This is a genomic window from Algibacter lectus, assembly GCF_900112395.1.
In the GTDB taxonomy this organism is placed as follows: domain Bacteria; phylum Bacteroidota; class Bacteroidia; order Flavobacteriales; family Flavobacteriaceae; genus Algibacter; species Algibacter lectus.
On sequence record NZ_FOLN01000001.1, the window covers coordinates 541,764 to 556,013 of the forward strand.

The 14,250-nt window shown below is 30.8% G+C and carries 11 protein-coding genes; 3 read left to right on the top strand and 8 right to left on the bottom strand.

What is annotated here, in order from left to right; all coding sequences use genetic code 11:
• Nucleotide 1: 1 nt before the first annotated feature.
• Nucleotides 2-2,041: a phospholipase D-like domain-containing protein gene (locus BM246_RS01890; RefSeq protein WP_074935556.1), complete on the bottom strand. Its 2,040-nt coding sequence runs from the start codon at nt 2,039-2,041 to the stop codon at nt 2-4.
• 268 nt (nt 2,042-2,309) lie between these two features.
• Entirely contained in the window at nt 2,310-2,474 is a 165-nt protein-coding gene (locus BM246_RS19895; protein ID WP_175489764.1) for a hypothetical protein, read from the bottom strand.
• Between the two features lie 360 nt (nt 2,475-2,834).
• Here BM246_RS19895 and BM246_RS01895 point away from each other — a divergent pair, with 360 nt between their 5' ends.
• Nucleotides 2,835-3,557, top strand: coding sequence for a hypothetical protein (locus BM246_RS01895; protein WP_074935557.1), 723 nt, complete (start codon nt 2,835-2,837; stop codon nt 3,555-3,557).
• A gap of 197 nt (nt 3,558-3,754) precedes the next feature.
• Here BM246_RS01895 and BM246_RS01900 read toward each other — a convergent pair whose 3' ends face one another.
• Complete coding sequence (locus BM246_RS01900) at nt 3,755-4,879, bottom strand: AEC family transporter (RefSeq protein ID WP_074935558.1); 1,125 nt, start codon at nt 4,877-4,879, stop codon at nt 3,755-3,757.
• Nucleotides 4,880-4,882: 3 nt separating this feature from the next.
• Nucleotides 4,883-6,076 carry a pyridoxal phosphate-dependent aminotransferase gene (locus BM246_RS01905; protein WP_074935559.1) on the bottom strand — a complete coding sequence of 398 codons (1,194 nt, stop codon included), beginning with the start codon at nt 6,074-6,076 and terminating at the stop codon, nt 4,883-4,885.
• 559 nt (nt 6,077-6,635) lie between these two features.
• Between BM246_RS01905 and BM246_RS01910 the strand changes: the two genes are divergently transcribed.
• On the top strand, nt 6,636-8,087 hold the full coding sequence (locus BM246_RS01910; RefSeq protein ID WP_074935560.1) for a NosD domain-containing protein: 1,452 nt from the start codon (nt 6,636-6,638) through the stop codon (nt 8,085-8,087).
• A gap of 418 nt (nt 8,088-8,505) precedes the next feature.
• Here BM246_RS01910 and BM246_RS20075 read toward each other — a convergent pair whose 3' ends face one another.
• The gene (locus tag BM246_RS20075; protein WP_231961799.1) at nt 8,506-9,723 is read right to left on the bottom strand and encodes a hypothetical protein; all 1,218 of its coding nucleotides are present in this window, start codon (nt 9,721-9,723) and stop codon (nt 8,506-8,508) included.
• Nucleotides 9,724-9,736: 13 nt separating this feature from the next.
• Complete coding sequence (locus tag BM246_RS01920; protein WP_074935561.1) at nt 9,737-10,207, bottom strand: T9SS type A sorting domain-containing protein; 471 nt, start codon at nt 10,205-10,207, stop codon at nt 9,737-9,739.
• A gap of 466 nt (nt 10,208-10,673) precedes the next feature.
• Between BM246_RS01920 and BM246_RS01925 the strand changes: the two genes are divergently transcribed.
• On the top strand, nt 10,674-10,940 hold the full coding sequence (locus tag BM246_RS01925) for a hypothetical protein (RefSeq protein ID WP_074935562.1): 267 nt from the start codon (nt 10,674-10,676) through the stop codon (nt 10,938-10,940).
• A gap of 240 nt (nt 10,941-11,180) precedes the next feature.
• Here BM246_RS01925 and BM246_RS19900 read toward each other — a convergent pair whose 3' ends face one another.
• Nucleotides 11,181-11,327: a hypothetical protein gene (locus BM246_RS19900; protein WP_175489765.1), complete on the bottom strand. Its 147-nt coding sequence runs from the start codon at nt 11,325-11,327 to the stop codon at nt 11,181-11,183.
• A 1,169-nt stretch (nt 11,328-12,496) separates the two neighbouring features.
• Entirely contained in the window at nt 12,497-14,245 is a 1,749-nt protein-coding gene (locus BM246_RS01935; RefSeq protein ID WP_042505373.1) for a RagB/SusD family nutrient uptake outer membrane protein, read from the bottom strand.
• Between the last annotated feature and the right edge of the window lie 5 nt (nt 14,246-14,250).

A 14,250-nucleotide genomic window follows, 5' to 3' on the forward strand; every position in this document is an offset into this window, starting at 1 on the left:
GTTATTTTGCTGTTGCTTCTTTTCCTTCCAACCATTTATCGATTGTTTTTTCTGCACTATCAGACATTAAAGTTGCTTTTTCAATGGAATACTCATCATGCAGCCACTCGTTCCACCCTCCAATAAATGAGCTTATTCTATGATTTAATGTTGAAAATGAAACCGACACGTTATCATTATCTATATCATTTAAAAACAAACTTGCTTTACTTTTTATAAACTCTATTTTTTTGTCTGTCAAACTATTATTTGATGTTTTTAATTTATCCATCTCAACAGGTAAAAAAGTTCCTTTCTTATCCACTTGAATAATTTCATTTTTGATTCTTACTACTTCTATTTCTTTTATCTTAATTTTTTCATTTAAGCTATCAATTTTTGCTCCGTACTCATTATTTTTTTCATCCAAAGCTTTTTTCTGAAACTTCAACTTTTTTCGTTCTGTTTCTGGAGAACGCTCTTTAAAAAAAACAGATAGTTTTTCAATTAAAATAGAAAGAAAAATGAATGGAAGTGCTCCAAGACAAAATACTAGCCAAAAATTTAAATCTTCTAATAACCCAAAAAATGTAAGCTCAAAATCTGGGGGTATTTGCTTAGCTTCTTTCTTTATTTCAATTATGGTATTTGTCACTTTTGCGGCTATAAACCCATCAATAAAGATTACTATTACATAGCAAGCAATCATTTTAAAAATATCCATAACACTCCTCTTTTCTCTTAAATCATTTTTTAAATGAGAAACATAGGCTATAACCAGAGGAACAAAAAAGAATAGCATTATAAAATAGCCTGCAAGACCTTCTTTTTTAAATGATTTATTTAATGCATCAGACTCAAATACCTGTGGATTGATATCAGCCAGAGGAACACCAGCTTTTATTAGCTCCATAGAATCTTGAAGTGAATAAATCATAATATAAAGTGATGAAGAATAAAATAACATTAAATATCCACCAAGTCCAAGAGTAAATAAAAATAATGGAACAAAGGCAAACCAATTAAAAGCAGGTTTCATAAACTCGAGTTGCAACCCTGTTATTTTATCTTTAGTTTTAGCTATTTTATCACTAATATCAACAATAGAATTTTTATTAAGCTCTATATCTTTGTTTGTTAATTCTAAATCTTTTTCTAAAGCCGCTTTTTCAAAGGTTATCTCTTTTTCTTTTGTGATACCTAGTACTTCATCAGAAGTATTTTTTTTAGTTCTATCTATTTCTTCTAATTGAATTAATTCTTCTTTTTTCTTTTCAATTTTTTGAATAAGCTTTTCTTTCAACTCTATATTCTCAGCGTTGTCCGAAACATAAAGATGATATAAAGAATTCATAGATTTAGTTAAAACATTATGATCTCCACTTACCTCTTTACATAACTCGTACCCTCTATTTTTTAATGATTCTTCATCTGTGTTTTTTGCTTCCGCAGATATTATAGATTTAAAGACTTCATCTATAGAAATATTTCCTCTTTCGATCTGAAAACCAGAACTATCATTATAAGATTGACTTTTGCTATTTTCTAATTCCTCTCCATTAGTTATTTTATTTGGTTTTATCCTATTCAAAAATGAACCCAATCGACTTTTTTTCTTTTCATCATTGCTTTTTGTTTCTGTCATGGTGTATTTCTTAAAGTCATTTAACAACTCTTCTATTGTCTGTTTATGATCTGTTTTTATAACAGATTCCGAATTATTTCTTCGAGCATTTACTGTCCAATTATAAGAGCCATGAAAACCAATACTATTATCTATAACACAGTATTTTTGATGCATCATTCCAAATCCATTCCCTTTGATACGTGTTAATTTACCTCCCAAATCGGTTAAGGCTTTAAAATCTAATTTTTGATTATCCTTATTATCTCCTATAACAACAGAAACGACAGTTCCTTCTCTTTGCTTGTCGATTAAAACATCTAATAATTTTTGATCAGTGAACCATGCTGTAACAACAATTATTCGATCTTTAGCGTTGCTTAAACTTTCAGATAGATCATTAAAAATTTCTTCTCCTTTTAAGACAGATTGTTTCATTTTATTGCTGTTTTTATAAAAAACTTATTAAAAATTAAAAAGATAAAAGTCTTACGACATACACTCGTAGACAGAGCTTTATAATTATCTCATCAAATTTAAATGAATAAATCATAAAAATTTTACGGGTTTCCGTAAAGCCAAATAATATTTTCAATATATATTTGATTTAATTTTTTTAATGATAACTTATAACAAACTAATTATAATGAAAAAGGAATGAAGCTTTAACAGCTCCATTCCTTTTTCAGATTTTTTAAATACACAATTAATCCTCTGTTGGAGGTGGTGGCGGAATTGGGCTATCGTCTCCGCAACACTCTTCCTCATCTATTGAAACAGGAAAGGAATCAGGAGTATTTGTTTGTGGAGTACAAGAAAAGATTGAGACACCTAAAATAGCTGTTAATAATATTACATTAATATTTTTCATTTTATAATTCTTTAAGATTGGACAATAGTTATGCTATCCGATATTTATCGGACTTTAATAGGTTTAGCTAAAAGCTATAATGAAGAGACGTCTCTCTATTTTGGGAAGTATGGAAGACTGAATTAGAGAAATAAAATTACTTCCCAGATGTTTTTACATCTCTAAATAGTCACTCCGTTTTAGAATCTAATCACAGTATTATAAATACTTGGTTTGGATTGATTCTGAAGCAAATCACGGAATATTTGAAAGAATGTTTAGGAAATTTAACGGAAGGATTTAGGAAGCTATCAGGAAAAATTTTTCCTGTCAATTTCCCATAAATTAATTATTTTTATTGGACTCGTTATCAAAGATTAAATGCATAAAATACTAATTTTAAAAGCCTTCAAGAAAGCTGAAGCTGACAGAATACTATTAGGAGATAAAAAACCTTCCTTAACGAATAAAGCTGAAGACATAGCGGATTATGTCTCTCAAGAAACAGGTTTTGTTCTTGGAGAAAGAAGTTATCGAGATTACAGGAAAGATGCTGAAGCTTTAAAAATATCAGATGGAGATATTAATATAAAACAACATAAAGTAGTTTGTGGACTATTGAAATATTTAGAATTTGATAATTATGAAGAGTTTAAGAAAGTAAATGAAGCTACAATTAATAACAATCCTAATTTAAAAGTTAAAAAGAAAACATCGTCTAAATTTGATGTAAAACATAAAATTACACTAGGGGTTTTATGTTCTTTAATAATTATTTTTTTATCATTTAAATACTTAAATACCCAGCGTTGGATGAGTTGGGAAAATGACCATTATATAGAAACTAATTTTGATCCAGAAAATTATGAATTAGGTAATTTAAAATTATATAATCCTGATAGAATTGATAATTTTAGAAAAATCATTCCAAATTGTGACACACAATTTTATACAGAAACAGGAAATACAAATGTATGGTATGGTAAAAATGAAACAGGAGTTCTAGAATATTTTACTGCTCTCGGAAAACACCCCACAACAGGCAAAACATTAAAAGAAATTACCGACTATATGATAAAAAAACATATTTGTTCTGATTATTAAATTTCAATTAGACAAGTAAGGAAAAAAAACACCTAACTATAAGTTTTTTTTTAAATAAACGGCTTTACTCCCGATAATTACTGGTATTTACACTAAAATAAAAGCATTTGTCAACCTTATCCGTGAAAACTTATCTGGTATAATTAATATGGTTTGTTTTAAAAGAATTAGCTTCAAAAGACAACTAATTTAGTCAGTTATTGATTTACATTTTGTTCTAAAATCTGCTCTTTATCAAGATTAAACGAACTTTTTCTAACCTTTAAAATAACAGGGTAGATTATACCAATAAAAAATAAAACTAAACTTAAAAATAATAAGTTAGATGGCGAAACAAACACTGTATTTGCAGTAAGAATTCCTAAAATCAGTAAAACTGATATGGGTAAGGATAAAGCTAATATCGATATTGCAAAATTTGCATTAAAGGTTTTATCCTGCGCTGCACGGTTTTTTTCTTTAAAATCAATACCAGAAATGTGTGCATAAGGCCAAAAACTACATGCGCTTAAAGAAAAGGCGATGAGAACTAGTATATCATTTTTAACAACTAAATTAAAAGTAAAAACAACTGCAGAAATAAGTAGAAGTGTAAAAGCTGCTCTAAGGATAAGTAATGAAAATATTTCGAAAAATTGCTTCTTTTTCAATTTTACAGCTAATCCAATAAAAATTAAAACTAGCGGCGTCATTATCGCACTTAGTCGAGTTAAAGTACTGCCCAAAAAGTTAGGCAGACTATCTAAAGAGATATTAAATGAAACCAATATAAGCGCTGCGAAAATAAAAAGATTAACAGGCTCGTAAAGTAAAGTGAGTAAAAGCGATTTTAACCTCGATTTTAAAGGCATTTTTTGTGTATCTGCCTTTTTGTAATGCCACTTTACAGCCAATAAATATAACAGAAATAGAACAAAGAATTTGTTACCTAAATCGGCCATGGCTGCATTAGCTAAAGCGCCATCTCCTAGAAATTCTAAAATAAAAGGAAAACAAGATAGTCCTGGAGCCAAAGAAGGAATTAAAAGTTTAGCACTTCTGCCAGATGGTGAGTTTTCATCTATTCCAATAATAAGCAGTAACAAAGGAGATATGGCCAACAATAATAAATTTAGACCAAGTGCTAATGCTGGAAAAAGAATAAGGTTACTATCAATTTTTATTTTTAATAGGGCTATAAATATAGTTGCAGGTAAAACTATGGAAAGAATTAAACTTTTCAATCCATTGGTTTCATCGCCTGCCGATATTTTCTTTCTTAACAACAGCCCTATAACTACAAAAAGAAGAAACGAAATAGGTTTATCTAAAACATTCTCCATCTATTAGGCAAAGATTTCGCTAATAGCATTAGTAAAAGCTTTCATTTCATCTAGAGTGCCAATACTTACTCTACACCAGTTTTTATCCCAAAACTTAAAGGCTCTTACAGCAACATTTTTACCATAAATTTTTTCTAAGAATTTTTCGCCATCCATTGGGATTTCAAAAATGATGAAGTTAGTTTCAGAAGGCAAACAAGAGAAGTTATTAGATTTTAAATACGTCATGGTATAATCTCTAGCTTCCGTAATTTTTGCTTTACAATCTATTAAAAATGCATCATTATCTAGACTTGTTGAAGCTGCAGCAATTGTTGGCCCTGTAATGCCCATTCCGCCACGAGTAATTTCACTAATTCGTTCTAAAGTTTCTTTTTTACCTATTACATAACCAATACGTAAACCAGCCATACCATGGATTTTAGAAAATGTACGCGCAACAATGACGTTTTCACCTTCTGCTACCAAGGAATTCATAGAATCTTTTAACCCATTTTTGGAAAGCTCGATATAAGCTTCATCAACAAAAACAGGTACTTTTTTTGAGACTCTTCGGCAAAATTCCTTTAATTTCTTTGCATCGGTAATTGAACCTGTTGGATTGTTTGGATTACAGATATAAACAAGTTTTGTATTCTCATCCACTCCTGCTTCCATAGCATCTAAATCGTGTTGAGAATCTTCTAATAATTTGTATGACTTCCATTCTCCTCCAACAGATTTTGCAACTACAATAAGTGACATATAGCTTGGATCGGCACTAACAACATTACCTCCTTTATTAAAAAACACCATGGCCACTTTTTCCAATAAATCTGAAGAACCAGGCCCCATTAAAATCTGATCTGGCGTTACGCCTTCATTCTTTACAATTTTAGCTTCAAGCTCTTTTAAGCTTTTCCAAGCATATCTATTTCCTGCAAATACTTCATCCTGAAATGCCTTAGCCGCTTCTGGAGGCGGACCATAAGGATTTTCATTAGCTCTTAAAATCACTAATGAATCTTCAACTTCATTTAGTATAGGTGGAGTAAATTCATTAAAAGTATTCTTATAATTATATAAAAAAGGACTGTTGCTTTTTTGAGCCTCTGTAACATTAGCACTCCAAATATCATTAGGCATTAATGCTAAAGTAAATAAAGAAAGTCCTCCTTTTTTTAACAAATCTCTTCTACTAAATTCGGTTGATTTCATAGTTTTATTTTATAAAAAGTTGAGATCAGAAGTTAATAAACTTGAATAAAACGAAAGGAGTGAAAAACATAAAAAGCACTACCCCTTTTTTTGTATTACGAAAAAATTGAGGCGTTTTTTTATGGGGTTGACAAAAAAAGCGATTTAAAGGCGATTTTTAAAAAATTGAAAATTCTAAATAATATGTTTTCGCTTATATTTTTCAATAATCTGTAACAGAAATCAACCTAAATAAAACAATTAGTAATCAATTAAACATTAAGTAGTATAAATTTGAATTTATTGATATTGAGTGGAAAAATAAAAAATCACTGCAATAATATCGAATTTTAGCGGATTTATAATTATTAACAATCTATTCGAACCATTGATTAATTGGTGTATTATTTCTCGATCAAACTTTTATTAACGCAAATCACGCAAAAAAAGCCGCAAAAAATGCAATTAAATTGTACAACCAAATAAGATTACATTTACCTTTATACTATAAAACCCCAACAAAATGAATTTACCTAAACTCTCTTTCCTTTTCCTTTTAATAATAACATCAAGTTACAACTTGAAAGCTACTAACTACTATGTCTCAAATTCTGGACTAAACTCAAATACAGGATTAAGCCAAAATGATGCTTTCTTAACCATTCAACATGCTGCGGATCTTGTTATTGCAGGAGATACCGTTTTTGTCGAAAATGGAATTTACGTAGGTTTTGACTTAAGAAATGTAAATGGCACAGCAGCAAATCCTATAATTTTTATGGGAACTGGAAATAGTGTATTAATTAATCAAAGTGGTGCAATAAGAAACGATGGTATTAACATTGAGAATGCTAACTATATAATAATCGATGGCTTTATTGTTAAAGATATGCTGGGAAATGGTAATGGAATACGAGTGGTGGTTTCTAATAATTGTATTGTTAGAAATTGTGCTTGCGACAATAATGCAGAACGAGGAATTTTTACAGCATTTACAGATGATATTCTAATTGAATACAATGTTTGCACTAACTCAATCGATGAACACGGAATTTATGTCTCTAATAGTTCAGACAGACCTATAATTAGATATAATGAGTGCTATGGTAATAATAATGTTGGAATCCATTTAAACGGAGATTCATCTGCAGGAGGAGATGGAATAATTAGTGATGCCTTAATCTACGGTAACAATATTCATGATAACAATGGAGCTGCTGGAATAAATATGGATGGACTACAAAATCCTACAGTTTATAATAACCTTATATATAATAATCATTCCGCTCAAGGAATTTCACTTTTCCAACAAGATGGAGCCATTGTAACTAATGGAGCCAAAATATATAATAATACCATTATTGTTCCTTCTGATGGTAGATGGGGAATACTACTTCAAAACGGAGCTAATATTAATACAGAAATCTATAATAACATCATTATTAATCAACACGCTTGGAGAGGCTGTATTGCTATAAATGATACTACCATGTTTACAAGCGATAACAATATATTGAACGATAAAATGAGTAATAAAGGAGACGGTTCGACTATTAGTTTAGCCGCATGGCAAGCATTAGGGCTTGACACAAACTCTCTACTGGCTAGCTCCATGAATTCCATATTTGTTGACCCAACATTAAATGATTTTAATTTGGCAACAGATTCTCAAGCTATTGATACAGGTACCAACCTTGTAAGTACAATAGTTACGTACGATATAAATGAAAATACAAGACCTAAAGGAATAAATTATGATATAGGAGCTTATGAGTTTGACAGTACGCTTTCTACAGATAATAATTCACCTATATTCAAAGGTATTGCCGTTTATCCTAACCCAACTAGTGGTATAATAAACACGAAAATTAAAAACTTAAATAATATTATTCTATATGATATAACAGGTCGTTTTATTAAAATCATTGAACCAAAATCATCAATTGATTTAACTGAATTACCAAATGGTATTTATCTATTAAAATTTATATCAAATGAAAGAGAGTTTATAACAAGAGTTATAAAGGAGTAATACCGCATATAATTAATGACTTGTGTAACTACTTACGAAAATCCTATCTATTTTCTATTCGGTTTACATTCGCGAAATTAGGCCCCTACAACACTGAACAAACCATATACATAAGGGTAGGCACACCAAACCGTTGATAATCTATTCGAATGGTTGGTAAATTAGTTGATTAACCGCGCAACTAAACATACACAAACAGGTTACCATTAATTCCTGAACGCAGCAGCAGCTCTAAAACAATAAAGAGAAGTAGCAATTTAACAACTGGCAAATTATTCAAAACTAAGAAAGGGTTATCATTAAAAGTGATAACCCTTTCTAAAAACTTGTATTTATTATTCTTATCTAAACTTCTTGAAAACTCATTGTTTATTTAAAATGTTTGACACTATCAAAGTCATAAGATTACTAGTATTGATTAATGTAAATTCTCCCAATCTAATGAATAAGCAGGATGGAAAATTTTAAAAGGTAAATCGAGTGCAGGATCTACGACACCATTAATATAAGCATCTCCACCATCATAATTAGTTCCACCATAAGAATATAAATATCCTCCACTATAAATTATTTCAAAATCAACATAATAGCTTTGTCCAGCAGTTAAAGAAAGTCCAGAGAACGTAAATAAGTGTGTATTATTTTCCTTTATTGTACTTGTATCAGGTGATGTCGCTAGCAAGTTTCCACCAACACTATCATATACTTTACATGATATAGTTCCAGTAGCCCACGTACCATATGTCCCATAGAATCCTATTTGAGTAACTGTAGCCGAAGAGGTTGCAATAAAAGTCTGCCCCAAAGATTCACCAGATGAAATTAAACCACCCCCTGTAGATGCACCCCAAGTAGATTGATCCAAATCGGAAGCTACAGTCACAACTGCGACTTGGGCTTTTTTATCGGTTAAATTGTAAATCATACTTCCTTCTGGTACACTTGCAATAGCATCTCTTTGTACTGTAGTCATTCTAGGAGGTAAGAATGTCGCTGTAGTAGATGATACTTCCAAAGCAGCTCCATCAGTAATAGTACTATTTCCAACAACTAATTTAGAAGAGGCAGCCACAGTTCCAGTGAATGTTTTGTCTCCAGCCATTGTTTGATTTGAGGTGCTAACAACACCACGTGCCGATTCACTTGCACTTGGCAAGTTAAACGTGTGGGTATCTCCATTAGTCGAAATATTAAAATCAGTTCCGTTTGTATCAGTATTATAAGTTTGTACGTTACCTGAAGTCTTTGCATATAACGCAAAAGGCACACTTAATAACTGACTGGTACCAGTTATGCTATAACTACTTCCCCCTGTTGGGTCGGTTTCTGTTTTTATAAAATAGGTGTCAGCTGACCAATCTATCGTGGTAAAATCACCACTTACAACAGTTCCAGCACCTATTTCTAGTGCTACTAAACCATTTACATTAGTTGCTGGTGTTTGCGTTTCTACATATACTGCCGTACCTGTTGCACTGGTTTGTAAAATGCTTATTTGCATGCCTACAGGTTGGTTTGCAATTAAATTATCATCACTGTCTCTTACAACAGCTTGGTAACTCATTTTTTCTGGGGCTTGGGCAAAACCGCTTGCAGTTATTAAAACTGCTGCTAAAATTGTGTATAGTTTTTTCATAATTAGGTTAAAGTTATTTTTTAATAATTTTAAATGTTTTTAATTCTTGATTGTTTTGGTTTACTTTTAGTACATAAGTCCCTGTTGCTAAATGTTGCATTTCTATTTGCATGTTAGATTGGGTTGCTTGACCTTTTGTAATTTCTTTTCCTTGTAAATCATAAAGTGAATAGCTTAAATCTGTAAGATTAGCATCGCTTATAGCCAACACTACATAATCTGATGTTGGATTAGGATAGGTTACAGCAGTTAAATTTACTGTAGTAAGTTCTGGATTACTTAGTGTAAATAGTTCTACACTTTGTTGTACTCCTTGAGTAATTGTACCACTACCAGTATTGCTAGTATACACCAATTGACCTACAGAATAACTAGATGAACCACCACTACCTATGGCTTCTCCTCCTGATGCTGGAATAGTTTCTTGTGAATAGATTAAATGTGTAGCAAATAATAGACTTACTACAAATGTTGTGTTTTTCATTGGTATCTTTTTTAATAGATTTCGTCTTTTTTCACCCCAAATAGGTTAAAAGAAAATTAACTAGTCTGATTTAATTCGCCAAATATAATCATTTTATCCATAAAAATAAACACTTAATCGCTTTTTTAGATGTTTTTACGTCTATTAAGTAAGAATAAACTACCTACAGATTAAATTGAATCAAAAAAAATGATAGCACTGCTAATCGTTGCACAGCACATTAAAAATATGCTCACAAAAACCAATAAATATATAATTTTAAACATGCTTAGTTTTTTTAAATTCCACTTTTTGTAAAAAAACAGGATGTTTAAAAAAATTCGACATTCATTGATAATTGATAATTATCATAGGAAAATAAGCTTGTCTATTTTACTTTTGATAAAACAGAAAAGATGGAAATTCTAAAACTTACTGAAAAGAATATTCAAGATGAACATATTTGTTGTGAGATAAGTGACAAGAAATGCAAAAGCAGATATCAAAAGTATTTAAAAATGGCTATAATTTTCAAAAAGTAGATGTTAGAGGAAAACTATTTTTTGAATATGTGCCGCTAGAAGATTCTTGGCTTCCATTAATCGGAAAGAATTTTATGGTTATTAATTACTTTTGGGGTTCTGGACAATTTAAAGGAAAAGAAAGGGGAAAATTATTGGAACAATGTTTAGCCGGCTCAAAAAAATGGATGGAATTATTGATGTTTCGAGGGATAAGAAAAAACCTTTTATGACTGGCCCAAAATTTCTCAAACACTATAATTTATTGCTAGTTCTAGCCTACTTAAGGAAATCCTTGCGGATTTTGAACAGTCCCCTAGCGTTAGACACTATTTTGAAGGTATTTTTATGGGAAGAAAACTCAATTTTAGATTCTGAAAAACTTGAAGATTAAAATGTTATTAAAAAATAAACATAAAACTTCCCGCCGAACTAAATCAGCATTTTTTAATAAACAGTCAGAAAGCTATATTTTAGATAAACATAAACAAATCTTCATCATCAAAAGTTGATGCTGTAATTAAAGTTCTTGGTTCATTTTTTTTACTCTTTTCAGAATTTAATAATCTTCCAAAATTAAGTTTCTCTAATCTGCTTTTTAATTCTTTTAATGTTTTCATGGTGCATTTCTTTTTCTTGTCATAAATATACGATGCACGCATTGCATTTAGATGTTTGTTTTCAATAAAAAAGCTTCAATATCAAAGAATTATCATTTTTTTAACAATTATATATAATATAGTTTACATTATGCGTCTTTGTCATTTTATGATAGATATCAAGTAGTAAAAAAGACTTATTACTTTCTTACACGATAGCTTCAACTCTAAAATTTAAAGTAAAAAAAACACAAAAAACCTTGTCTATTTAAATCTTAAAATCTAATTTTATTGTTCAAAATATTACTAATAATAGTGAACACAAAACTGAACACGTTTTGGAACACGATTTAAAATATGGTAGTTTTTAAATAATTGATAATCAATTATTTAGTTTTATGAGATTTTCTTGTACGAAAATTCATAACTCTGAGGTCATGGGATCGTGCCCCATTCTCGCTACAGGTAAACAAAGGGAAAGCCAAGAATTTTATTCTTGGCTTTTTTTATTTTGCTAAACATTTGGTGCTTTTTTTAACTTAACTACAAATAGGATCAATTTAAATCGAATTCTATTAAATTGCTATAACGATTATACTAATTCCTTAGAATAATAAAAATTACCAGATAAAACACTGCTGTTTCAGAGGTCATTGAAAGAATCAAGATTAAATCTACAGGTTTCTTTAGTAAAGAAATCTTTATTAATACTTCTCTCTTCTATTAAATACTTTTTTAATGGCGTAATCGACAGTTTGCTTATCAAACCGTTAATTTTTTTTGTTAATTAGTCTTGATCATAGATATGTATTCCATAAAAATAGTAAGCTAAGATTTGAGTAATAGTATATATATTAGAAGGACACTTACATCATTCTGAAAAAGGAATACAATATTATAGCAATGTATATACTCAAATTCTTAAAAGGAAAAAAGATTAACACTAATATGACAAAAAAATCATTATTACGAACATTCCATGAGTAACGTCTAAACGACATCTTAAAAGATGAATTCTTTCTCAATCAAACCTTTGTTAGCATGGTTCACGCAAAATAGCAGCGTAAAACCTATTTTAACCTCTAGCCGTTTCAGAACAAGACATACTAAATAATTCCAGAAGAACCTAAAAAATACGAGGCTCTTCTGGAATTTAAAAACTAACTCAAACTACTAAATAAATACTTTAATTAATACCCAGGGTTTTGCTCATATAAACCTCCGGTGAAATCAATTTCTCTTTGAGGAATAGGATAGTATTCATCTCTTCCTGCCGTAAATTTTGCGCTAGAAAGAAAATCTTTTCTAGTTTTTTCAACATCTAAATAAGCGTTAAGTACAGGCTCAGCAATTCCCCAACGTACTAAGTCGAAAAATCTTGGTCCTTCCATACCAAACTCTAAACGTCTTTCAAACATTAAGGCTTTAAGACCTTCTTCTTTAGACATTCCCATTGGATACTCACCAATGTTATAAATATCAGATGCTCCTGCATCTAACTGTCGTTGTGTACTTGCTGCTGCACGTCGTCTAACTTCATTAATTAATCCAATGCCATCATCTACTTGATTCATTTGTATTAAAGCTTCTGCCTTAAACAAAAGGACATCGGCATATCTAATAAACTCAATGTTTTTAGAAGTTCCTACAAATGGCCCTTCTTTAACATAACATGAGCAATCTGGAGCTTGTTGCTCCTTCATGTTTCCAAAATAGCCATACACGCCTGGATCTCTAGCCCAACTAAAATTATAAATCATATCACCAGCCTCATTAACTGTATTTCGATATTTAAATGGACGACCAGGTATTCCAACAGTATGATCAATTCTTGGATCCAAAGTAATTCCTGAAGCTAAAGGAGTTTCTCCATTACCATCAACTACATCAAATATATTACTATCATTAAATGTATCTAATAATGGCAACCCTGATGCATCTGTTTTAAACGCATTTACCATATTATGACTTGCTAAGTGAAAACCACAACATCCATATAAACCTGTTCCGTGCGGTGAGTTTAATCCTGTTACAAAACTAACTCTACCAACGGTTGTACCATCGTTTATTGAAAATTGTGCTGCCCAAATAGATTCTAAACCATTATCAAAACCATCCAAATAATTATTACCGTAATCTGCCTCTAAAGCACCAGTAACATCATCTGCATAATCTACAACTTCTTGTAAACGAGACATGTTAATATTAGTAACTTGGTGTGTATCATTTTGCTCGTAAGCTTGATACAAGCGTAATTTAGCTAAATATGCCGCAGCTGCATTTTTGTCTGCTCTACCTACCTGATCCTGTGATTGAGGTAAATTATTATATGCAAATAAGAAATCGTCTGCTATAGTATTCCATAAAGCATCATTATCCAAACGGTTATCAATTTCTAAAATTTCTTCTTGCGTTAAACCCTCTGTTATGTAAGGGACTTTTTTAAACAATGTTTTTAAAACAAAATGCGAATGCGCTCTTAAAAACCTAAGTTCTGCTTGTCTAATAGTTTTATCTGAATAATCGGCATCTGGAATCTGATTGATTACATCTAAAGCAAAATTAGCTCTTGAAATAGCAGCGTAATAGTTTGTCCACGTTCTTGGAGCCATCCAATCTAACGGGTCATCAGCAATAGTTAAGTTATATTGCTCGTATCTATCTACAACATCTACATCTCCACGACCACCGCCGCCTTTATATGCATCATCTGAACGTACACTACCATACACCCACATACTAGTTAATGGCCCAACCATATCATCATTAGCAATTCCAGCATATGCTGCCACCACTAAGGCTTCGGCATTTTCGGCAGTTGCTACATTTTCATTAGATAAAACACCTTCTGGTTCGTATTCTAAAAAATCATCGGAACAAGCAAACAACACCAATGTTGCCATAATTCCTGTACATATTGTTTTTATATATTTTTTCATGTTTC

What these genes read in the sequence shown, in the direction of transcription:
- BM246_RS01890 (WP_074935556.1), bottom strand. Translation starts at nt 2,041, where the DNA reads ATGAAACAATCTGTCTTAAAAGGAGAAGAAATTTTTAATGATCTATCT.
- BM246_RS19895 (WP_175489764.1), bottom strand. Translation starts at nt 2,474, where the DNA reads ATGAAAAATATTAATGTAATATTATTAACAGCTATTTTAGGTGTCTCA.
- BM246_RS01895 (WP_074935557.1), top strand. Translation starts at nt 2,835, where the DNA reads ATGCATAAAATACTAATTTTAAAAGCCTTCAAGAAAGCTGAAGCTGAC.
- BM246_RS01900 (WP_074935558.1), bottom strand. Translation starts at nt 4,879, where the DNA reads ATGGAGAATGTTTTAGATAAACCTATTTCGTTTCTTCTTTTTGTAGTT.
- BM246_RS01905 (WP_074935559.1), bottom strand. Translation starts at nt 6,076, where the DNA reads ATGAAATCAACCGAATTTAGTAGAAGAGATTTGTTAAAAAAAGGAGGA.
- BM246_RS20075 (WP_231961799.1), bottom strand. Translation starts at nt 9,723, where the DNA reads ATGAAAAAACTATACACAATTTTAGCAGCAGTTTTAATAACTGCAAGC.
- BM246_RS01920 (WP_074935561.1), bottom strand. Translation starts at nt 10,207, where the DNA reads ATGAAAAACACAACATTTGTAGTAAGTCTATTATTTGCTACACATTTA.
- BM246_RS01925 (WP_074935562.1), top strand. Translation starts at nt 10,674, where the DNA reads ATGCAAAAGCAGATATCAAAAGTATTTAAAAATGGCTATAATTTTCAA.
- BM246_RS19900 (WP_175489765.1), bottom strand. Translation starts at nt 11,327, where the DNA reads ATGAAAACATTAAAAGAATTAAAAAGCAGATTAGAGAAACTTAATTTT.
- BM246_RS01935 (WP_042505373.1), bottom strand. Translation starts at nt 14,245, where the DNA reads ATGAAAAAATATATAAAAACAATATGTACAGGAATTATGGCAACATTG.